The sequence below is a fragment of the Mycobacterium attenuatum genome (assembly GCF_900566085.1).
Classification (GTDB): Bacteria; Actinomycetota; Actinomycetes; order Mycobacteriales; family Mycobacteriaceae; genus Mycobacterium; species Mycobacterium attenuatum.
Map to the genome: position 1 here is coordinate 1 of NZ_UPHT01000183.1, position 21,084 is coordinate 21,084.

General features: G+C 66.6%; 13 protein-coding genes and 1 pseudogene. 11 read left to right on the forward strand and 3 right to left on the reverse strand.

Annotation, left to right across the window (positions count from 1 at the left end; translation table 11 throughout):
* From EET13_RS31050 to EET13_RS28925, 3 genes are all read left to right on the forward strand, one after another.
* On the forward strand, nucleotides 1-413 hold a 413-nt coding region (locus EET13_RS31050; RefSeq protein ID WP_211189160.1), incomplete at its 5' end, for a hypothetical protein.
* Nucleotides 414-1,484: 1,071 nt separating this feature from the next.
* On the forward strand, nucleotides 1,485-2,369 hold the full coding sequence (locus EET13_RS28920) for a DNA-methyltransferase (RefSeq protein ID WP_244604181.1): 885 nt from the start codon (nucleotides 1,485-1,487) through the stop codon (nucleotides 2,367-2,369).
* Nucleotides 2,366-3,475, forward strand: a complete 1,110-nt coding sequence (locus EET13_RS28925) for a hypothetical protein (RefSeq protein ID WP_122445456.1) — start codon at nucleotides 2,366-2,368, stop codon at nucleotides 3,473-3,475. Before EET13_RS28920 ends, EET13_RS28925 begins: the two co-directional genes overlap by 4 nt.
* Before the next feature lie 199 nt (nucleotides 3,476-3,674).
* On the opposite strand, the gene EET13_RS28930 is transcribed toward EET13_RS28925, so the two are convergent.
* The gene (locus EET13_RS28930) at nucleotides 3,675-5,987 is read right to left on the reverse strand and encodes a WD40 repeat domain-containing protein (RefSeq protein WP_122445457.1); all 2,313 of its coding nucleotides are present in this window, start codon (nucleotides 5,985-5,987) and stop codon (nucleotides 3,675-3,677) included.
* A 281-nt stretch (nucleotides 5,988-6,268) separates the two neighbouring features.
* On the reverse strand, nucleotides 6,269-6,637 hold the full coding sequence (locus EET13_RS28935) for a hypothetical protein (RefSeq protein ID WP_136623300.1): 369 nt from the start codon (nucleotides 6,635-6,637) through the stop codon (nucleotides 6,269-6,271).
* A 196-nt stretch (nucleotides 6,638-6,833) separates the two neighbouring features.
* On the opposite strand from EET13_RS28935, the gene EET13_RS28940 reads away from it, so the two are divergent.
* From EET13_RS28940 to EET13_RS30720, 3 genes and pseudogenes are all read left to right on the forward strand, one after another.
* Nucleotides 6,834-9,674, forward strand: a complete 2,841-nt coding sequence (locus EET13_RS28940) for a WD40 repeat domain-containing protein (RefSeq protein ID WP_122445459.1) — start codon at nucleotides 6,834-6,836, stop codon at nucleotides 9,672-9,674.
* A gap of 188 nt (nucleotides 9,675-9,862) precedes the next feature.
* A pseudogene (locus EET13_RS33055) lies at nucleotides 9,863-9,949 on the forward strand (DUF2510 domain-containing protein); the annotation flags it as partial.
* A gap of 48 nt (nucleotides 9,950-9,997) precedes the next feature.
* The gene (locus EET13_RS30720) at nucleotides 9,998-10,930 is read left to right on the forward strand and encodes an RDD family protein (RefSeq protein WP_244604182.1); all 933 of its coding nucleotides are present in this window, start codon (nucleotides 9,998-10,000) and stop codon (nucleotides 10,928-10,930) included.
* Nucleotides 10,931-10,958: 28 nt separating this feature from the next.
* On the opposite strand, the gene EET13_RS28950 is transcribed toward EET13_RS30720, so the two are convergent.
* The gene (locus EET13_RS28950; protein ID WP_136623301.1) at nucleotides 10,959-12,464 is read right to left on the reverse strand and encodes an Rv2253/PknI dimerization domain-containing protein; all 1,506 of its coding nucleotides are present in this window, start codon (nucleotides 12,462-12,464) and stop codon (nucleotides 10,959-10,961) included.
* Nucleotides 12,465-12,662: 198 nt separating this feature from the next.
* Between EET13_RS28950 and EET13_RS33060 the strand changes: the two genes are divergently transcribed.
* From EET13_RS33060 to EET13_RS28975, 5 genes are all read left to right on the forward strand, one after another.
* Nucleotides 12,663-13,343, forward strand: coding sequence for a DUF4190 domain-containing protein (locus tag EET13_RS33060; RefSeq protein ID WP_122445462.1), 681 nt, complete (start codon nucleotides 12,663-12,665; stop codon nucleotides 13,341-13,343).
* A 112-nt stretch (nucleotides 13,344-13,455) separates the two neighbouring features.
* Nucleotides 13,456-14,139, forward strand: coding sequence for a DUF4190 domain-containing protein (locus EET13_RS28960; RefSeq protein WP_122445463.1), 684 nt, complete (start codon nucleotides 13,456-13,458; stop codon nucleotides 14,137-14,139).
* A gap of 99 nt (nucleotides 14,140-14,238) precedes the next feature.
* Nucleotides 14,239-14,760: a hypothetical protein gene (locus tag EET13_RS28965; protein WP_122445464.1), complete on the forward strand. Its 522-nt coding sequence runs from the start codon at nucleotides 14,239-14,241 to the stop codon at nucleotides 14,758-14,760.
* Nucleotides 14,761-14,841: 81 nt separating this feature from the next.
* A complete protein-coding gene (locus EET13_RS28970) occupies nucleotides 14,842-17,556 on the forward strand; it encodes a vWA domain-containing protein (protein ID WP_122445465.1) in 2,715 nt (904 codons plus the stop codon).
* Complete coding sequence (locus tag EET13_RS28975) at nucleotides 17,541-21,083, forward strand: tubulin-like doman-containing protein (RefSeq protein WP_122445466.1); 3,543 nt, start codon at nucleotides 17,541-17,543, stop codon at nucleotides 21,081-21,083. The genes EET13_RS28970 and EET13_RS28975 overlap by 16 nt, the downstream gene beginning before the upstream one ends.
* The last annotated feature ends 1 nt before the right edge of the window (nucleotide 21,084 follow it).

Here is a 21,084-nt window from a genome sequence, read left to right on the forward strand (position 1 = left end):
TCGACGACGACAGCGGTGATGACCAGGCGAGCCTTCGACATCCACTGAACGTCGCTGCCGTCAAGCTATTCCGATGTCTTGACACACCCCATTCGTATGTCCTGACGCACCACACCGCCACCCCGACAGAGGTCAGCGTGGGTTTCCTACGTTCGGAAGCTGCCTCTTCTCTTGTCGTACCGCCTTTGCATGACCCCTATCACAATCCGAGCACATCGCCGAGCCCGTTGACCGCGGCGCGGGCGGCGTTCAATGTCTCATTGCCGACAGACGAGTCGGGTCTGAAATTTATGCCGCTACTTGGCCGATGCGTCGAGGGCCGCCGTCAGAGCACGGCGGAAGTTCAGCAGCGGATGGATGAATTACTACATCTGATTGAGGGCTCCTCCGAGTCAGCTTCCAACGCCCCCTAGGACCCCCTAGGACCCCCTAGAACCGGGGCCGCGGGTTCCGTCTGCGGCGGGCGGATCACAGCCCAGCCGCCACGGCGGCGGCGGTGTTGACTGCATGCACGGTCGCTGCTTGGTCGACTGTTGCGGTGCCATCCGTCCTGGAGGCAGTCGGCCCGGGTTCGCAGCGACCGGGCGGGCCTGGGCGACATGACAGCCTCGAAAGCGATGGCCGAGGCAAGTAAGCGGGCGTCGCGCCAGGTCAGCCCAGCCCGGGAGGCTGGTCTGCTCCTGCAGGACGGGGCCGAACGCGGTGCTGCCGGTGGCGGTCTCGGGGACGCGGATGATCGAGGTCCAGCGCCGCGGTTCGGCGTCGGCGGAGTCAGCGGGTGGTGTGTATCTGATCATGACCCGAGTTCAACGCCAGCTAATTCGAAAGGCTAAGGGGCGCAATTGATTAGCAACTGCGCACACTTTGGGGGGCGGGTGCACGCAATGGCGTGCGTGGCACAGTTCCGGTGCCGCAGATGACGTGGTTGCGTTGTACTGCCCCTGCGGATACCCCTAGCAACTCGAATACCGGCGTGTCCGCAGTTGTTCCCGCACGTCCCGAAGTCCGTTTGAGCAGGCAATTCGGTACACGCTGGGAGATTAGCAAACACAGAGAATGAAGCTGTCGTTCGAGGATTGCTGCCCGGCCACCCATGCGGAATTGTCGAACGCCGCACCAGTGTGGACATTCGATAAGAAACTGGCTGGCCAGGCCCAGTTCCGACTGGTGGCGATGTAACGACATCACGGTCGGCCGGTGCCGCGATGCGCGAACGTGTGCCCGCTGGCCGCCTGCCCTGACGACGTCGCTCAGCAGCTGAATGCTGGAGAGAGGCGGGCCAGGCGAGGGACAGCTGGCCGGCGGGCATCAGAGCCCGAATGCCGCCCGGAGCCCGTCATCAACTCGGCGCATGTCAAGCGCGAAGCGCGACAATTCTGCCTTGCCGACCGCCGCCCGGTCAGCGATGGGTCACGTCACGCCGCCTGCTTTGCTGACTGCGCGCCTGCCCGGTCATGTGGGTGGGTCTCGCTACTATCCGGCCTATGGTGTCCAAAGGCCGGTTACAGCAGATGATCCGCGAAGGCGTGGTTCACGGCGACGCGGCCGACTTGATTCCCCGCCTTCCGGACGGAAGCGTCGACTTGTTCTTTACCTCGCCCCCCTACGCGGACGCCCGGGCCTACAGCCGCATCCACCCCGACCGCTATGTCGAGTGGTTTTTGCCCCACGCGGAGCGCATGAAGGCGGCTGCGGCCGAAACCGGCAGCCTGGTCATCAACATCAAGAACCGAGTCGCCAATCGCGGCCCGCTCAAGGGGCAGCGTCACCCGTACGTCTACCAGCTCGTACTGGCGTTGCAGGAAATGGGCTGGCGTTGGATTGAGACCTACATCTGGGCCAAGCCGAACGCCGTCCCCGGGCGCTTCGGTCCTCGCACCAAGGACGCATTCGAGTACGTCTACCACTTCGCCCGCGGGCCGCGGCCTTATTTCGACCTCGATGCGGTCCGGGTGCCCTATAAGGCCGACGCCGCCGAGATTGCGCGCCGCAACCACGATGCCAATGGGCGGCGTAACACTGCGGCGGGATTTGGCCGCGACCGGACCAAGACCTACCTTCGGGGCGGCGCCGACCCGGGCAACGTCGTCGCGGTGCCGCAGACCTACAACCAGCATCGCGGCGTCGCACACACCGCAGCGATGCCGGAGGGGTTGGCGGAGTTCTTCATCCGCTGTGCCAGCCCGAAGGGCGGCCTGGTAGTCGACCCCTTCGCGGGCAGCGGCACCACGGTGGTGGTGGCCCGCCGCTACGACCGGCAGGCGCTGGGGTTCGAACTGCACGAGGCGTTCGCGGCCGAGGCGCGACGCCGGATTGCTGCTGACTTGGCTGACGATCCCGCCGTGGTGCTTCGTGCGGTAGGCCAGTGACCCCTTCCGAAGACACGGTTGCATCCGTGGTGGCGGCCGACACCTGGGACAAACGTGTCAACGAGGTGCGACTCATCCCGCAGCAACACGGTAAGTCGGCCCAGCCGGCCGTGTACGCCGCTGTTGCGCGGGAGCTGTACGTGCCCTTTCTCGCTCCGGATTTCGCCTTCGTGCACAACGCACCGTTCTACGACGAAGCGCACTTCAGTTGCGTCTACTCGGCCGCCGAGAAAGCCACCAACGGCTTCACGAAGGTTGACGTGGGAACCCTGGCGACGGTGTTGGAAGCAAACCCGCGCGTTCTTCTTGTGTTCCGTACCATCACCGGGCTGTTGAAGAACGAGCTCGCCTTGACGACGACAATGGTCGCCGAGCAGCTCGGCGAAACCAGTCCCGCCATCGCGGCCACCACCGTAGACGGAGCAGAAAAGCGGGGCAGCCGGCTCAGCCCAGCCCAGGCCCGGGTGCTCGCGCACACGATTGACCAGCTCATGCGCAAGGAGCTATTCACCGACGCACCGGCCGGGCTGCATAGCAAGCAGGACAAGTTCGATACCCGCCAGGGCTGGGAATCCGTGCGACAGCTCGCGGCCGGCGGCGTACCGTACTCAGCGTTTCTGCACCAGCGTCACTTCGGTGGTTCGTTCGGCCAAGTCACGAACGCGACGTCGGGTAAGAAGGGCGACCTGCTCGAGGACGAGGTCGAATCACTGTTCCAGGGCGCGGCCGTGCCATACCTACGTACCGGTAGTCACAATCAGGGTGACATCGCCCTACGTTTTGGCCTAACTGTCACGCCTGCACCGGATTTCGTGGTTTTCGACGCCTCGGAAACACTGCGCGCGATCTTGGAGTGCAAGGCCACTAACGATGGGGGAACCGCACGCGATAAGGCGACCCGGTTTCAACTGCTTCAAGCTGAAGGCATCAGGCTGGGTGGCGTGCCGGTGATCGCCGTACTCGGCGGCACCGGCTGGGCACGGGTCAACGACAGCTTGGGGCCTGTTCTCAAATACACCGACGGGCGGGTGTTCACCTTGGAGACGCTCGACCAGATGCTGACGGTGACGCCGTTTCCCCAGCTGACGGGTCTTGCCTCGGCCTGAAGCGCCTACGTTCCACGGAGATCTCCGAGAAGCGCCCCAATCCTGTTCCAGTAAAACAATATCCGCTTCTCCCGCTACGATGTTCGGTCAGCCCCGGTGCCGGCAACCGGAGCGGAGGCTGACGGCCCGTTGGTTTTGAACGCGCGAAACCTGCACCGATTGCGTGATTTTCTCGGCAACAAGCCGTGGCACCCCCCAGCTACCATTCGTAGTCGGTTTTGATCGGAAGTCCCGGGCAGGCTTCGAGGTAGTCGATGTCGGGTGACACCCAGGCCTGCCAGAGTCGGCGGCTCATATTGCTGGAGAGCTTGGCGCACAGTGCCGATGCGGCGTCGGCATAGTTGAGCCACAGCCGTACGGTCCCGTCTTCACTGCCGGACACGAGAAATGTTCCGTCGGGGCTGAATGCCACGCTCGTTACGTCCGCCGTGTGGCCTCGGAGCGGAGCACCGACGGGTTGTCCCGTGTCGGCATCCCACAATCGCACGGTGTGGTCCCACGCGGTCGAGGCGATGCGCTTGCCGTCGGGGCTGAACGCCACACTCATCTCGTATAACAGCAAGCCCGGGTAACTCATCAAGGTCTTCGCCGTCATCGGCCGGCCGACGAGTTTGCCAGTCGCCGTGTCCCACAACCGCACCGTGGTGCCTGCGACGGTGTCTTCGTCGGCGGCGATCCGCCGGCCGTCCGGGCTGAACACGACGCTCTCGACACCTCTGCTTTCCGTACCGGCGACTGCCATCGGTCCACCGACTTGCCGGGCGGTCGTCGCATCCCACAAACGCACGCCGTCGCGACTGCCCGATGCGATACGCGTGCCGTCCGGGCTGAACGCGACGCCTTTCACTTCGGAACTGTGGCCGGTCATCGGGTCTCCGATCTGCCGGCCGGTAGCCACATCCCACAGCCGGACGGTCTGGTCGTTGCCGCCGGAGACGATCCTGGTGCCGTTCGGGCTGAATGCCACGATTCGCACTTCCCAGTTCTCCACCGGGGGGCCGACGGGTCGGCCAGTGCCCACGTCCAACACCTGGACCTTCCCGTCACCCATCGCGGCGATCCGCCTGCCGTCGCGGCTCAACGCCACGAATTCTCCGTACTCGGTGATCGGGGCGCGGATGGCTTGAGCCGTGGCCGGGTCCCACAGTGCGACGCCGTCACCGCCGGAGGCGATCCACCTGCCGTCGGGACTGACCGCCACGTTGACGTTCTTGACCCAGCCCGGGGGCGACGGACTCCAGCCGGGCGGGGTCAGCGACTGGCCCACGAGCGGGCCGGGTTCGGCACTCCATAGTCGGACGGTTCTATCCCCGCTGCCGGAGGCGACCCGTTTGCCGTCGGGACTGAACGCCACGGTCCCGACCGTCCATCGGTGGCCCACCAGTGGGCGGCCGACGGGCTGGCCGGTGCCGGCATTCCACAACCGCACTGTGTTGTCCTGGCCGCCGGAGGCGATCCGCGTGCCGTCGGGACTGAACGCCACGCTGTACACGTTTCCGGTGTGGCCCGTCATCGCCGGTCCGACCGCGTGGGTTGCCTCAGCGTCCCACAACTGGATGGTGCCGTCGCTGTTGGCGGTGGCGATCCGCGTGCCGTCAGGGCTGAATGCCACGCTGAGCACCGAGCCGCCGGTCGTTTGCTGACCGATCGGTTGACCGGTGGCCGCATCCCACACCCGCACTGTCTGGTCCTTGCTGCCGGAGCTGATCCGTGTGCCGTCGGGGCTGAATGCCAGGGCGACGACCGGACCCTGGTGCCCGGCCAGGGGCTTGCCGACGATTCGGCCGGTGTTGAGATCCCAAATCTGAATGGTGCCGTTATTGCCGCCGCACGCTATTCGCGAATTGTCCGGGCTGAACGCCACCTCAGCGCCATTGAGCTTCAGCGGGTCGCCGATCGGATGGCCGGTCTCGGCGTCCAATACCTGCCCGGTGTTTCGAAGGATGGCGACGGCCCGTGTGCCATCCGGGCTGACCACCGCAGTTCGGACACCGTCGAGGTGCACCCGTTCGCCGATTGCCCCGCCGGACTCGGCATTCCAGACAGACACGCCAAGGTCATCGCCCGCGACAATCCGCCGCCCATCGCGGCTGAACGCGACGCTGGTAACTGCATTGGGCGGCTGGAACGACGTTTCGATGATCTTCAGCGCCCGGTGGTTGTCCTCCAGCACACTGCGCAACGGACCGTCATCGGGCGATTGCGCAAGTCGCTGCGTCGTAACCAGTCCTTGAAAGGCTGTGACGTCGGATCCGATGCGGGTACGGGCCAGGATCGACTGGGCTTCGGCAGCCAGGCGAAGGCTGGTCGCCTGGCGAAGGTTCCGACTCGCCTCTCGCTTGGCCTGAAACGCCATGACGAAGCCGACAACTGCGGCGACCAGCGCGATGACGGAGGTTACCGCGAGCACGGTTACGAGCACCCGCGGGCGGCTGGACTCAGCAACCGCGGCCTGGTGCCCGGCGGAGCCCCGTTCGTCACCGGCGGCCGGGGGTTCGGTCGTGTCTTCCACCGAAATCTCCTTTACAGCAACGCCTTTGCAGTTTCGAAGACACCCGCTCTGGCCCTGTGCCTCCGCTATCGGCCCGGATCATGGGGCGATGCCAACGCTTTTCGATCCCGACTACTCAGTGTCGGCGGTCGACGAGTTCTCCAAACAGAGCCTTTTGACCTTCTTATCGGCACCAATGGCCCCACCAATCACGCGAGGTGCCCCGCTGTGTCCAGATGGGCAGTGCTAAGCACCGGCCAGGCAAATGGCTTTTGGCTTTGCCATGCCCGACCTCGCGGTCTTCAACCGGGCAATGCCGAGCTGGACCCCCTGGAATGCCATTGCCACAAGCCGCCGACGTCGGGCGCCGGCAGGTTGTTGAGGCCAGATCCGCCTTCTACCAGGGCAATGAGCGGGCCGGGGTTGTTGGACCATATCAAAGCGGCGATATCGCCTTCGGCCTTGCCGCGCGCGATCGAGCCAGCAGGTGTGCCGTCCGGTCGAGTCCAAGGCGTCGGCGTGGACTCCATTCCGGGGCACGTCACGGGTTTGAAGTGGTGGGAATGGTAAATGGACGAGACGAGGGTTCCCAGCGTGACGGTATCGCGAAAGAGGGTGTAGCGCGCGCTGGTTGGGCCGTTCGGCAACCAATTGCCGGAACATTCGATCATGGCTATCGCTCCGGAGTCTGCCAACGGCCCGTCGGCCGAATGGCACGAACCTTCGCTGTAGCCCGGCGGTAGTTTGCTCATCAGGACGGCCAGTGGCTCGGTATTTCGACCCCGGAATGACGAAGCCGAAGTCCTGACCCGCCGCCGTGAGTGCTGACGCTGACGCGTATGCCGACTTCGCCACAGCCGGCCAACGATGCTGGCAAACTACCAATCCATGAGCGGCAACGATGCGGTCAACCGGGAGATCGAAGTGATCCTGCCGCGTGACCCCCAAGGGCGCCAGACCGCATTGGAGCTGTTGCGTTCGGCGATTATTCCCTGGTTGGTCACCATCAATCCCGACACCGATCAACCGGTGCCGCGGGCGGCACGCCAGGCGGATCTGCCCGAAGCAAGCCGACCACTGATTGACGCGCTGGTGCAAAAGCAACTGCTGGTGCGCAAGGAACGCGACGGGCAGGTGGTCGTGGAGATCGCGCTGGAAAGCCTGCTGCAGCAATGGGATGAGCTGGCCGGTTGGCTACGCGCCGAACGGCACAACCTCAAAGCCGCCGATGACATCGAGCGCAGCGCCACCGCTTGGACCGCCCACCACCGTGACCCCGCTTGGCTGCTCACCGGCACCCGGCTCGCCGATGCCGAAAATATCGCCAGCACAACCGAATTCACCGATCGTCTCGCCAGCGCGCACGATTACCTGGCCGCCTCACGGCAGGCCGAAAACGAGCGCATGGACAACGACACCGGCGAATCCCACGCCGCCGAGCTACGCAACCGGGTACGCACCCTACGTGCGGTCCTGACCGGCACTGCTGTCATCGCCCTTGTCGCTGTGATCGTGGCCGTGGCCGGATTCGTTCAGGCCATCCATGCCAAGCAGCTGGCGGACACGCGGAACCGCGAAGCGATTGCCGCGCAGCTGAGCTCGCAGGGACAGGCCATCCTCGCGGGCGTCCGCGCCGGCGGCGAGGTGCGCGCGATCCAGCAGATCCTCGCCGCACCGGCCATCGCGCCCAGCACCGACATCGGTGCGCTGCTCACCGCCGTGGTGGAGCGACAGTCCACCATCAAGATCATCAATACCCCTGCGGCGCTATTCAGTGTGGCGTTCAGTCCCGACGGGCGGCGCATCGTTTCCGGCACCGCCGACAAGACGCTGCGGTTGTGGGACGCGGGCACCGGGGCGCCCAGCGGCGCCCCGCTGTCCGGCCATACCGATGCGGTGGCCAGTGTGGCGTTCAGCCCCGACGGGCGGCGCATCGTGTCGGGCAGCTATGACGCCACAGTGCGATTGTGGGACGCCGGCACTGGCGCGCCTATCGGCGCCCCGCTGACGGGCCACAGCGGTCCGGTGGCCAGTGTGGCGTTCAGCCCCGACGGGCGCCGCATCGTCTCAGCTGGCGGCACCATCGCCGACGGAACAGTGCGGTTGTGGGACGCCGACACCGGCCAACAGGTCGGCGCCCTGCTGACCAACGGCCCATGGGACAGCGTGGCGTACAGCCCCGATGGGCGGCGCATCGTCTCCGGCAGCGGCTCCGTCGGCAACATCGGAACCGGCGTGGTGCAGTTGTGGGACGCGAACACCGGCCAGCCCGTCGGGCAACCGCTCGACGGTGGCACCGGGCCGGTGCTCAGTGTGGCGTTCAGCCCCGACGGGCGGCGAATCGCCTCGGGCAGCGCCGACAAGACGCTGCGAATGTGGGACGCCGGCACCGGCGCACTGCTCGGCGCCCCGCTCACTGGCCACACCGACGCGGTGACCAGCGTGGCGTTCAGCCCCGACGGGCGCGGTGCCTACTCCGGCAGCGCCGACGGGACGGTGCGGAGGTGGGACGCCGGTACGGGCCAGCCGATCGGCGCACCGCTGACCGGCCACGCCGGCCCGGTGGCGGCTGTGGCGGTCAGTCCCGATGGGGGGCGCATCGTCTCCGTTAGTCCGGATGGGCGGCGCACCCGCTCCGGCAGCTTCGGCGGCACGTTGCAGGTATGGGACGCCGGCACCGGCCCACAGATCGGCGCCCCGCTGACTGGCCACACCGATGCGGTGACCAGCGTGGCGTGGAGTTCCGATGGGCGGCGCATCGTCTCCGGCAGCGACGACAAGACGCTGCGGTTGTGGGACGCCGGCACCGGCGCGCCCATCGGCGCCGCGTTGACCGGCCACAGTGGCCCGGTGACCAGCGTGGCGTTCAGCCCCGACGGGCACCGCGTCGTGTCCGGCAGCCGCGACAACACGCTGCGGGTGTGGGACGCCGGCACCGGCCAGCAGGTCGGCGCCCCGCTGACCGGCCATACCCTGTGGGTGGAGAGCGTGGCGTTCAGCCCCGACGGGCACCGTATCGTCTCCGGCAGCGCGGACAACACGTTGCGGTTGTGGGACGCCGGCACCGGCCAGCAGGTCGGCGCCCCATGGACTGGCCACACCAACTCGGTGGCCGGTGTGGCGTTCAGTCCCGACGGGCACCGCGTCGTGTCCGGCAGCTACGACAAGACGGTGCGGGTGTGGGACGCCGGCACCGGCCAGCAGGTCGGCGCCCCCCTGACCGGCCATACCGATGCGGTAACCAGTGTGGCGTTCAGTCCCGACGGGCGGCGCATCGTCTCCGGCAGCATCGACACCACACTGCGGTTGTGGGACGCCGGCACCGGCGCACCCATCGGTGCGCCGTTGACCGGCCACACTGACTCGGTGACCAGCGTCGCGTTTAGCTCCGACGGGCGCCGCGTCGTCTCCGGCGGCAGCATCGCCGACGGCACGGTGCGGTTGTGGGAGGTGGCCACCGGCCAGCAGATCGGACCAGCGCTAAGCGACCACGCCGGCACGGTGTTCGGCGTGGCGTTTAGCCCCGACGGGCGGCGCATCGTCTCCGGGGGCCTCGACAGGGCACTGCGGTGGTGGCCGGGACCCGCGGCCTGGGCTGACCTGCTGTGCGACAAGCTCGTCGCGAATATGAGCCGCAACCAGTGGGCGGACTGGGTGTCCGCTGACGTCGACTACATCAGGCTCTGCCCCAACCTGCCCATTCCCTAAGACGGCCAGCGCCAATTCCCAGCGCAGCGGCCAAGACTGTGGCCCCAGAGCCGGAACTGCGGTGACATGGTGGGACGGCACGAGAAGGTGGTTATGCACACTCTGCAATCACGTGAGCAGTACCTGGAACTGGGCGGATCGCCCTCCGGGCCGAGACCCATTGGCCGGCGGCGCATCCGGGGGGTATCGTGACGGCGCCGTTGCCGGCGCAGGGTTGGTATCCGGATCCGGAAGACAGCGGTCGGCGTCGGTACTGGGACGGCGCGGCGTGGACGCATCGGGGCGAATTGCCATACGCTCCTCAGCGTCGGGATCAAGTCGACATGACAATCGCGGAAAACCTTCGTCCTGATAACCCCGAGACGACTGGAAGAGCTTCCGGCCTCACGATTAGCAGGGGAATCTCGCTGATCTTGCTGGCGCTCGTATTCGGGAGCATTGCTGGCGCATCCTTACCCGAAGGCCCTACTCACTGGAATGAGTATGCCACTGCGGGGGCCGACACTATTTGGCGCACTTACTTTTTGGCAGTCGAGACGCTCTGTGTTGTGGCGTTGATTCTGGGTATTGTTTCGCTGGCAAGACCTGCACGTCACCCGATGTTCAGCGTTGCCGAAGGTGCGGCGGTGATCGTCGTCGGGGTGATCGGCTGTCTACTCGGCTTTTTGTCTGTCGGTAACGGAAGTGATGTGGCGACCCCGCTCACCTTTTTCGGTACGGGCAGCCTGTTCACACTCGGCGGTGGAATAACGACGTTGTTGTCGGTGATTACTGTCGTCGACCTACGCCGTTCCAGAACTCGGCCGTCGTCGCCGGCGCTGCCGTCCGGATTGCAGCCCGCCCCATTGGGATTGCGTTTTCTCGCCCGGCTGATCGACGCCATTCTGGTCGGCATCATCACGGTGCCGCTGGCCATGCTGACCGAAATGCACATCGGGACGACCGGATTGTTCACCGGTTTGTTCTCCGGGTTGCTTGCCTTCGTCTACTTCGTGGCGTTCGAGGCGAGCCAGGGCGGCACCCTGGGCAAGAAGCTGCTGCGCATGCGGGTACGCGGACCGGCCGGCGCCGAAAGACCCACCCTGCGCCAGTCCGCCGTCCGCAACCTTGTCACCTTGCTTGCGGTCATCCCCTTCCTGGGGGAAGTGCTCATGCTCTTCGGCGCCATCGTGATCGCGGCGACCATCCAGTCCAGCCCCACCAAGCAAGGCAGACATGACGAGTTCGCAGGCGGAACCCAGGTGGTGAAGGTCTGATTGCGGTGATCGTCGGTTTCGACTCTCATTAGGGATGCGGGCTGGTGCTGGGTGGCGCAGGTGGCGGCGCGAACAGTGCTGGGTCGGCCAGCACCACTGCCGCGGACACATTGCCTGTCCGTGTCACCGACAGCGGCGTTCGATAGACGAATCCTTGGTTGTCGCATCCAGCGCTGATGGCGGTGTCGCTCTGGCTGCCTCGAAGCGTGCCGTCCGGCCGCGGCTCCAATGACCACTCGTAGATCTCGGTGGTCGCAGTTTTGGGGTTCGTCCCTCCTGGGCATCCCTGCCCAGGCCCGATGTGAGGCGTCTGCTGCCAGTGACCTTCGGCAAAACGCAGGACCATGCCGCCGCCGACCGGCCCATGGGGGCTTTCCTCGGCCAGTTGGGCACCCGTGGCGACGCATCCAGCCGATGTGCACAAGGACCGAAAAGCCCACCAGTCGACACTGGGTGTCAGGTCGTCACCAATTGCTGGCTTGCCGTTCACCGTCTGCTTTGCCCACAGGTACTCCACGCGGAAGGTGCCGTCGAGTACCGGCGTCACACCCGCGACCACGGGAACCGGGCTGCTGGTCCGTGGGATGGCGGCGATGGTCGACGGATCGGCCACTGTAACGGTGGGCGGCACGTCGCCGGTATGCACCGCGACCAGCGGAGCCTGCCAGACCGTGCCGATAAAGCCGCATTCATCGGTCAACACGGTATTGGTCCAAACGCCGCGAAGAGACTTGTCGGGCTGTGGCGCCACCGACCACGAAATCAGTTGGGTCTCTGTGCCCGGGCCGACTTTCGCGTCTGCTCCCAGGCACCGCTTGCGCGGGTATTGATGCCTGACGGGTGTTCGCTGCCAGCCACCGTTGACGAAATGCAATTCGGCGGTAAGTGGGGGTGCGGCTGCCATTTGGTGGTTCGTGTTGTCTAGCTGGATGGCGCTGGCGACACACCCCGTGGCCGAGCAAGACGAGCGAAGCGCCCACCAGGTGCTGGCGTTGGTGGTGTCGGAAGAGGGTGCCGTGGCGCCGTTTTCGGTCTGCTTGGCCCAGTCGATGTCCAGCCGATAGGTGCCTTCGAGTACGGCGGCCGGAGGGGGTTTGGCGGCGGTGGTGTTGTTTTTCTTGGTCAGGTAGCCGACGACAGCGATGACAGCGACGACTGTGAACAACAACACCACCACCCCTGCCGTCGTCCCGATGAGGATCCGGCGCCGGCCGCCCCGCTTCGGCCCGGCCGCGGCGGGTCGGTACTCGGTGCCCCGGGCAGGAGTTAGCGGTTGCTGCGCATCGTGAGAGCCAGGAAACGCCTCGATCACCGGTGGCAGTGGCGGTCCGCTCGCGGCAACAGAGTATTCCGGCGGGGGCTCTGTCGGTTGGGGGCTCGAGTCGACGTCGGCAGGACTTCCGGGTTCTGCGGTTCCCGCGCTGGGCCGGACGCCGGTAGGGTCCTGTGGCTGCGCGGGTGGCCCGTCGGAGCTCACGACATCTGGCGGCTCAGCGTGTGCCCAGGGCCAGTGCGGATCGAAATCGTTGGACACATGCATTTCCTTTCGCGCACGGCACATCTCGGATCGTAGTAGTGAGACGCTGGTGGGCAGCGGGAAACCCAGGATCAGGTCGGAGGCCGCGTCGCCGGTTGCATGCCGTAACCGATCGGTTGTCTGCGATAAGGGTGACCTGGAGCCGGTGATAGTGCAATCTAAAGCGATGCAGGCGGTCAGGCCGGGGAGGCGCACATGACTTCTGACGGATCCGGCCGGGACCCAGCGGACCCGTTCGGCGCCGACTCCTTCGATGCCGGGCCATTCGGTGGTGGCGGCCCGGGCCACGGTGCACCGGCGCCGCCTGATCGTCCCCAGGGCGAGGTCAACACGCTGGCCACACTGTCGATAGTTTTCGCGTTCTTCTTCGCCCCGGCCGGGGTTGTGCTGGGCCACGTTGCGCTGGCGCGGATCTCCCGTAGCGGCGAACAGGGTCGCGACCGCGCGCTGATCGGCCTGACGCTGTCGTATGCGTTCATCCTGTTCGCGGCGGTCGCCCTGGTGGTGTGGCTGGTCATGGGTGGCGGTAGAGGTCCTGCGCCAGGAGGGACGACCACCCCGACCACCACACCGACCACAGCCGCCCCGTCGACGAGCATCGTCACCAGCATCGTCACCGCGCCGTCGACGACGCGGCCAACGTTCCCGGTTGAGGACATGCGGGTCGGCGACTGCGTGGAGATACAGCACCTCTATCCCGACCCGACGAACCCCGATCAAACGCAGATAAGCCTGTTCTACTCCGTGCCATGCGAGGTTCGCGACGGGGTGTTTCGGGTCGACAAAATCGCCACGCAGAGGAGCCAGTGCCCCGGCTACGCACTGGTCAACGCCGATGAGACCCTCTTCGCCTGCGTCTCCAATTTCCGTGGATGACCCGGCGAGTGTATTTGCCTGTAAGAAGCCATGAATGGTGTCGCCGTTTCCCGTCGTTGCAGGAATCCGGTAACCGGGGCCGACGGGAGCACCGGACCGATAGACTGCGTCGGTGAACCACGCTGGGGATCCGTTTCGCCAGGATCCTGCTGATCAGTTCGGTACGAGCAGCGGGCCGCCCGCGGTCAGCTACCCGCAGCCGGGCGGCGATCCGTGGCCGGTCGGAGGAAACGCGTTCCCCACTCCGCCCGTCCAGAAGCCGAGCTTGGACACGTTTGCGGTGCTGTCATCGATCCTGGCCGTCCCGATGCCCCCGGCGGCCGTCGTGCTCGGGCATCTGGCGTTGCCCCGAATCCGCCGCACGGGCGAACGCGGACGGTTAGCGGCCATCCTGGGGCTGGTGATCGGGTACCTGATGTGTGTGGTGCTCTTGGCCGGGGCAATCTGGGTGGCAACGACCAGTCGCGCGCCGTCGAGTCGGAACGCGGCCACGCCGACCCCGAGTGCACCGTCGCTGCCAGCGTCGACGTCGACGTCGACGTCGATTGTGACGGTGCCACCGTCCATCCGGCCACGCGTGAAGCTCGATCTCAGCCAGGCCGCGGTGGGCACCTGCGTGGAAATTCAGCGCCGAGGAACCCAGGCGGATGAGCTTGATCTGTTCAAGGTCGACTGCGAGCACCGCCAAGGCGTGTACGTGGTCGCCGCTCGGGTCAACAATCAGTATGAGTGCAAGTCCACATACATCGCTGCGCCTCCGGACCGCGCGTTCGCCGTGTGCTTGAACCTGTACTGATCGGTGCCCGCGGACCGCAGACAGAGGGATTGGAGACAATGCAGACCGACCGCCGGCACACTTTCGGCGCCTCAGCCGCATCTGAGGACGGCAGCTGAGATGGCGCCGTCGGATCCGTTCGACTTCAGCGATTTCGGCGCTTCCTCGACCCCCCCGTCGCCGCCGCGCAGCGCCCCGGCGCCTCGTCAATCCGCTGGGCGGGAAACGAACGGCCCATTCGACACCGGTTTTGACCCCTTCGCGGGCCAGGCCCTCGACCAGGCCCGTCCAGTTGCCGGTGACGCATTCGGGGGTTCCGATCCCGGGCTTGGCGCGCTGGTGGTCGCTCGTCCACCGGTAGCGCTTTTCGCGCTCGCTCTCGGGCTTGCGCTAGCCGGGGTTGTGATCGGAATGCTGTGGGGCACTTCGTTGCCGGCTGCGTTTACCGGGTGGCTGCTGGCCGGTCCGGTGGCGATCGGGGTGCTGGCCGAGTTCACCCGGGTGGACACCCAGCGCCGCGCCAACGCGGTGTATTCGGCGCCACGCTGGGTCGCAACCCTGTACTGGGTGGTCCTTGGCGTGTGTCTTCTGGGTATTGCCGTGGGCGCCTGGCATATCGCGATCTGGGCGGGCAGGCTGTAGGACGAGCTGATGATGATCGTCAACCAGCTAGGCCGACGCCCCGCAGCCCCCGGAAGAGCGCTGCGCGGTATCACAGGCCGTATGACAGCGGTCGCGGCGCTGGCTGGTGCCCTGGCGTTGTGGGGATCTCTCCTGCCGGCAGCCCACGCGCAACCCAACAACGGCCCCAACAACGGCCCCAACAACGGGGTAGCCCGCTACGGTGCCTGCCTTGCCGCGCAGAAGCAGGGCGAGTTGCTGATCCTGGTCGACGAGTCAAGCAGCCTGCAAGACACCGACAGCAAAGCTGCGCGCGTGCAGGCGGCCAAGTACCTGGTGCGAACGCTGGGTCGCTACGCCGACCGCATCCAGGCCAAGCTCGACGTCGCCATCGCCGGGTTTGCCGAAAACTATGTTTCCGAACAGGATTGGACGCCGCTGACCGGTGCCACCGCTCAGCACGTGGGCGATGAACTGTCCGGCCTGGCGTCGAAAAACACCGGGATCGACACCGACTACTGGCTCGCTCTCGACGGCGCGCGCCAGGCGCTGGCCTCACGCGGCAGCGGTGTCGGCGGCGCCGACCGCTGCCAGGCGATCGCGTGGTTTTCCGACAGCAAAATCGATTTCACGGCGCGGCCGCTGACCAAGCCGTACGCCGAAGGGACTTCCCTGGATAGTACGAACGGGGTGGCCGAAACGATTCGGTCAGCCACCGAATCGATCTGCCGGGCGGGTGGGCTTGCCGACCAACTGCGTTCGCGCGGCATCGTGATGTTAGGTGTGGGGCTCGGTGATGCCGCCCGCGCGTCCCAGTTCGACGTCATGTCGGCGATCAGCACCGGGCGGGGCCTCAACGGAATGTCCTGCGGCAACATCACCGAACCCGCTCCCGGCGATTTTTACCGGGTGTCCAACATCGACGACATGCTGTTTGCCTTCGATGCGCTCAATCCCGAGCCCGGTGTGCCCCAGCGCAAAGGTCCGGTGTGCGAGTTGCAGGTTTGCCAGGAGGCCCGCCACGACTTCGTGTTGGACCGGTCGATCAAGTCGGTGAAGATCCTGGGCTCCGGCGGCACGCCCGGCATCGTCCCGTACCTGATCACCCCGGCCGGGCAGAAGGTCGAGCTACCCAACAGGCCGGGCCAGGTCAGTACCGAAATCGCCGGCACCCCGGTCGAATACGAATGGCTTTCGGAGTCGTCGCAAACCATCACGATCCGCAATACCGGCAGCCCCGACTGGGCGGGGAAGTGGGCGATCGTCTACGTCGACACCACCGGGCAACACCCGGACGCGGTGTCGCGGGTCAGCATTCACATCATCACCGACATATTTCCGGTCCTCGGTGACGCCGCGAATCTGGCCTGGCACAGCGGACAAGTGATCAAGGCCTTGACCTTCGGTCTGGCCGACGGGCAGGGCCATCCGGTCAAGCCCGACGACCTGGCCGGCACTGCGACCCTGTCCGCGGTGCTGGAACCTGATGGCGCTCAACCGATTCCGTTGCTGATGTCGGTGCCCAAAGGCGAAATCGGCAAACCCGTCGACGCCGACCTGACCGCCGTCAAGCCGGGTCATGCGACCCTGCGGATGTCGTTGATCATCACCACTGCTGCGGCGACCGATCGTAACGGCGCTCAGATCGCCCCGGGAACCACCCTGTCGCCCCAAGACGTCGCAATGTCGATCCAGATTCTGCCCAAGGTGGGGCTGCCCGCCCCCGCTGGCCGGATCGACTTTGGCACCGTGCAGGGCGCCAAGGGCGCCAACGGCTCACTCGCCATCACCGGGCCGGGATGCGTCTGGATCGCCGCGGCTGACAAGGACAACATCATCGCCGCCCCCGAGGGTATCGGGACCACCCGCATCACCTCTTCGGCCGATGCGCCGCAAACCTGCCTTAAGGTAGCTGCCGGTGAGACCGCCCGCCTGCCGGTCACGCTGCGCACCGACCGAGACGGCCGCGGCGGCCTGAGTGGGACTGTGCCGCTTCATATTTCGCCCCTGGCCAACCCGAGCGACGCGCAGGTCGTAGACGTCCCGTTCGTGGCGTCGCTGACCAAACCGCTCAGCAGGACCAACTTCGTGCTGGTGTTCCTGGCCGCATTGTTGCTGGGTCCGGGCATTCCGCTGGCGCTGTTGTATGCCGGCAAGTGGTATGCGGCCAAGATCCCCGGCGAGCCGATGCTGGCCGAGCGGATCCCGGTCGAGGTGGATTCCAACTCCGACACCGTGACCCGCGACGGTTCGCCGTTCGCGATGGCAGACGCCGACCTGCTCAGGCTGGTACCGGGGCTGGCCGGAGGTGCCCGAAAGCTGAGTGTGCTGGGGGTTACCTTGATCGCGACCGTTGGACGAAGCCCCTTCGGCACCGGGCACGTCATCATCGACGCCGACGGCCGGGTCAGCGTGGGCTCGGCACTTCCCGGCACGGATCGCACCGGTCTGAAGGCGGTGCTTCCCCTTGCCGTGCACAACAAATGGGTGGTGTTGCACGATCCCGGTGGTCCACCGGATGCGGCCGAGGTGCTGCTGCTCGTGGGCGGGCGAACCGACACCGCCGTGCGTCAACGACTCTACGAGGATGTCGGCCGACGACTGCCCGAGCTGCTCACAGCTTTGCGGCAGCGGGCGGCCGACGCCGGACTGGTCGTGTCCACCGACGGCGAGCCCGGATCACCGTCCGCCTCCGCCGGGGCGACCGCGCCCGCACCGGACCCGTTCACCTCGGCAGAACACACCGCGCGGCCGGGCGGTTATGACCCCCGGCCTTTCGACCCATTCGATGAAGGAGCCTCATGCGACGATTCCTGATAGTTGGTTGTGGCGGCTCGGGCGGCGCGACGTTGGCCTACATGATGGACCAGCTGCGCTCCGAACTGCACGCGGCCGGTATCGAAAGTCTGCTGCCCGGTTGGCAATTCGTCGTCATCGATGTGCCCAGCGGGGCCGAGGACGGTCCGGAGGGGCTCAGCAACGTTCCAGCCCAGGGCGGCACCTACATCGGCTGCGGACCACAGGGCAGCAGCTACGCGATCCTGGACGCGGCGCTTTCCCAGCGGCTGGCCGCCAATGCCGCGCTGGATACCATCGCCACCTGGGCGCCGCGGCACCCGGAGGAAGTGACCAACCCGATCTCGACAGGTGCCGGGCAGTACCGCGCGATCGGGCGGATGATCGTCCTGAGCAAGGCCGGCGAGATTCGATCTCGCCTGCAAGCCGCCTGGGATCAGCTGTTTCGCGTGGAGACCGTTTCTGCGATGTCGACGGCGCAGGTTCCCGGCATCGGTCCGTTCGACCCGCATCAGCCGCCGCTGGTGCTCGTGGTGTCGTCGATGGCCGGCGGCGCCGGCGCGTCGATGGCCCTGGATGTGTGCCGGTTGTTGACGCTGGTCACCGGGCTGGACCCGAGGTTGATGGGCTTGTTCCTGGTCACGCCCGACATTTTCGACTCGCTGCCGGAGAGCGCCCGGACCGGCGTTCGGGCCAACTCGCTGGCCATGCTGGGTGAGATCGTCGCCAGCCAGTCCGGCGCGGCCCGGGAGCACGACGTACGGATCCTGCGGGCGCTCGGACAGCAACACGGCGAGGGCGAGCCAATCCCGTTCGCACGGGTCTTCCCGGTCGGCCGCTACGTCGGCGCCGACCGCACCCTGTTCGGGGACGGCTCACCGTTCGCGGTGTACCGGGGACTGGCCCGCGGCCTGGCCGGTTTGATGATGAGCGGCACGGCCAGCGACCAGTTCGTCTCCTACGACCTGGGCAATACCGCCTCGCCGGCCGGTGATCGGGATCTGTTGGGGTGGGGCAACTCGGTGTGGGATCCGCTGCCGTGGGGGACATACGGGTTTTCCAGCCTCAGGATGGGTCGCGACCGCTACGCCGAATACGCCGCGCAGCGACTGGCCCGCAGCTGCGCCGACAAATTGGTGTCCGGTCATATGCAGCCGGGTAATCCGGCGTCCAGCAACGAGCAGCTGGAGTCGTTGCTGACCAGCCAATGGACGGCGATCTGTGACGAGCTCGGAGTGCTGGCGGCCGCCGGCAGCGAGGACATCAACGCACTCGGAAACTGGGTGGCCAACGTGGCGTTCCCAGCCCAGTCGGTAGCCCCCGTTGTCAACACCATCATCGATCGTCAGCTCCGCAGCCACCTGCCCAGCCCGGAAGGAATGACCGCCGCTCAGTGGGTTCCCGTCTTCCGCCAGGCGATCACCAACCGTCGTGATGCGCTGGCACACGCCTGCTCCGATGCCGGCTACCGCCTGGCCTTCGGCTGGCAACGGGCCTTCGCCGACCGGCTCGACGACGTCGTCGGCAACGCGATCGCCGACTTCGGCCTGCCGTACGCCAGGGCGCTGGTCGACCAGCTGCGCCGCCACATCGACGACGTGCTCACCGCGCCCATGGGCCAGCTCGGTTCGATGGGGCCACCCGACGTGGTCGCGCTGCCCCCCAACGTCGACACGGCGCTGGCGTCGCTGCGCGGCGTGATCACCAACGCCGACCAGGTGCTCGCCACGACATTGGACGGCTTCCGCGGTGCGGTGCGCCGACAGGTCTATGCCACCGTTGCGGCGCGGCTGGCAGATGTGTTCGCCGTGATCGGTGGCGAGCTGCTCGTCCCGCTGCGCGACGCACTCTCGGAGGCCCTGATCCTGCTGGAGAACTCGCAGGCCGAGCCGCCGTCCGATGTCGGTTTGGCCCGCCTTGCCACCGACCAGTACGCGGCGTGGCCGGCCGATGCCGACGAGTTCGTCCCGTCCCGCTTCGCCGAGGCCAACAACGAGGTCCTGCTGATCAGTTCGTCGGCCTTCAAGCAGCGCTACGAGAGCGATCTCGTCAAGGTGATCGCGGCCGGCCACACACTGGTGCCGTTCCGGGCCGCGGTCGGGGAGGCCACCACACGGGTGATTCTCGGTGAGTGGCAAACCACCGGCGGCACGGTGGCGCCCGGCGGTCTGTTGGAACGCAGCGCGAATTGGGTCACCCGCGCACTCGGTTCCGATCCGGACACCGGACGTTCACGGGTTCCTTCGGTGGCCCAATTCGATGTGCACACCCGCCCCGCCGAGTTGCTCGCGCGGGCACGGCTCTATGTGGAGCGACCCGGTGAGGCGTTCGACGAGTTCTGCCGGGTGTCGCTACGCGACTATGTCCAGGGGGCCGGGGCCCCGGAATCGGAATTAACCGCACGCCGCCACGACATCGCCACCAAGTTTGCCGAGGCCTTGTCGCTGGCGCGCCCGCTGGCCAGCGTCAACGACCAGGCGCTGACCCGCGTGCATCCCGGCCAGCAGGTCGAATACCGCTACAAGTTCTCGGAGATACCGTTCGCGGGCCAGCCGGTGGGGATGGCGCTGGCCGACGCGCTGCGTTCGAACCCGCGCGTCGACCAGGCCAGCAAGGACAACTTCGCGCGCGCGCTCACCGACGATGACGGCGTCACCCACATCGACATCTTCGGCTCCTACCCGAACTACTCACCGCTGGTCTTCGACTCGGTGCTGCGCCCACCTGCCCAGCAGTGGGCCGAGGTCGCCGGTCCGGGCCGCATGCAGTTCTGGCGTTATCGTCGCTCGCGGCCGCTGCAGGCGTCGCTACCGATGGGCGACGCCGAACGGCGCACCATGACGGCCGGCTGGCTGCTCGGCCAGATCATCGGGCGGATCCAGATCCCCCAGTCCCCCTACATAGAGCCGGTCCGGGTTTATGACGGCGACGCTGAGCAGTGGCTGAGTTTTCCCAGTCCGCTGTTGACCCCGCCGTCGAACTTCACGGCCTCCTACGACTGGCTGCCGGCGGTGCTGGAGGGGGTACTGCTTGCGATCGCGCAATCGCAGGATCCGCCGGTGATGCGCTCCCTGCGCCCGTATCAGGTGCTGCGTGGGCTCTATGACGCCAATTCGCAAGACCCCGCCGGCGGCATCGTCCAGCTTTCCGGGGTTGGTCTGCTCCGCGATTTCATCCTCAATGGGTGGTCAACCCCGGACGTCGTGTCCCGGATCAACGCCATCGCGGCCGCCGAGACACCGGCCGATCGGGCCATGGCCGCGCAGGAGTGGCTGGCAACCGTCCGGGACACCGCCGCCGAATATCTGCCGCCGGGCACGTCAAGAGCGGTGACTGCCGGGGCCTTCGCCAGGGTCGCGACCCGCTCGAAGGCCTCCAAGACGCCGATTTTCCGCGACCTGGCGCCTGACGTCTTTTGGGCGGCCGAGATGCTGATCAAGTTGGTCCGCCAGGTGAAGGCGACGGCTGTCGACGGCAAATCCCCAACGGCTGCAATGACTTTGGATGAGGGGGAGCAGGTCGTGATACCGGACGGCGGAACCTTCTAGC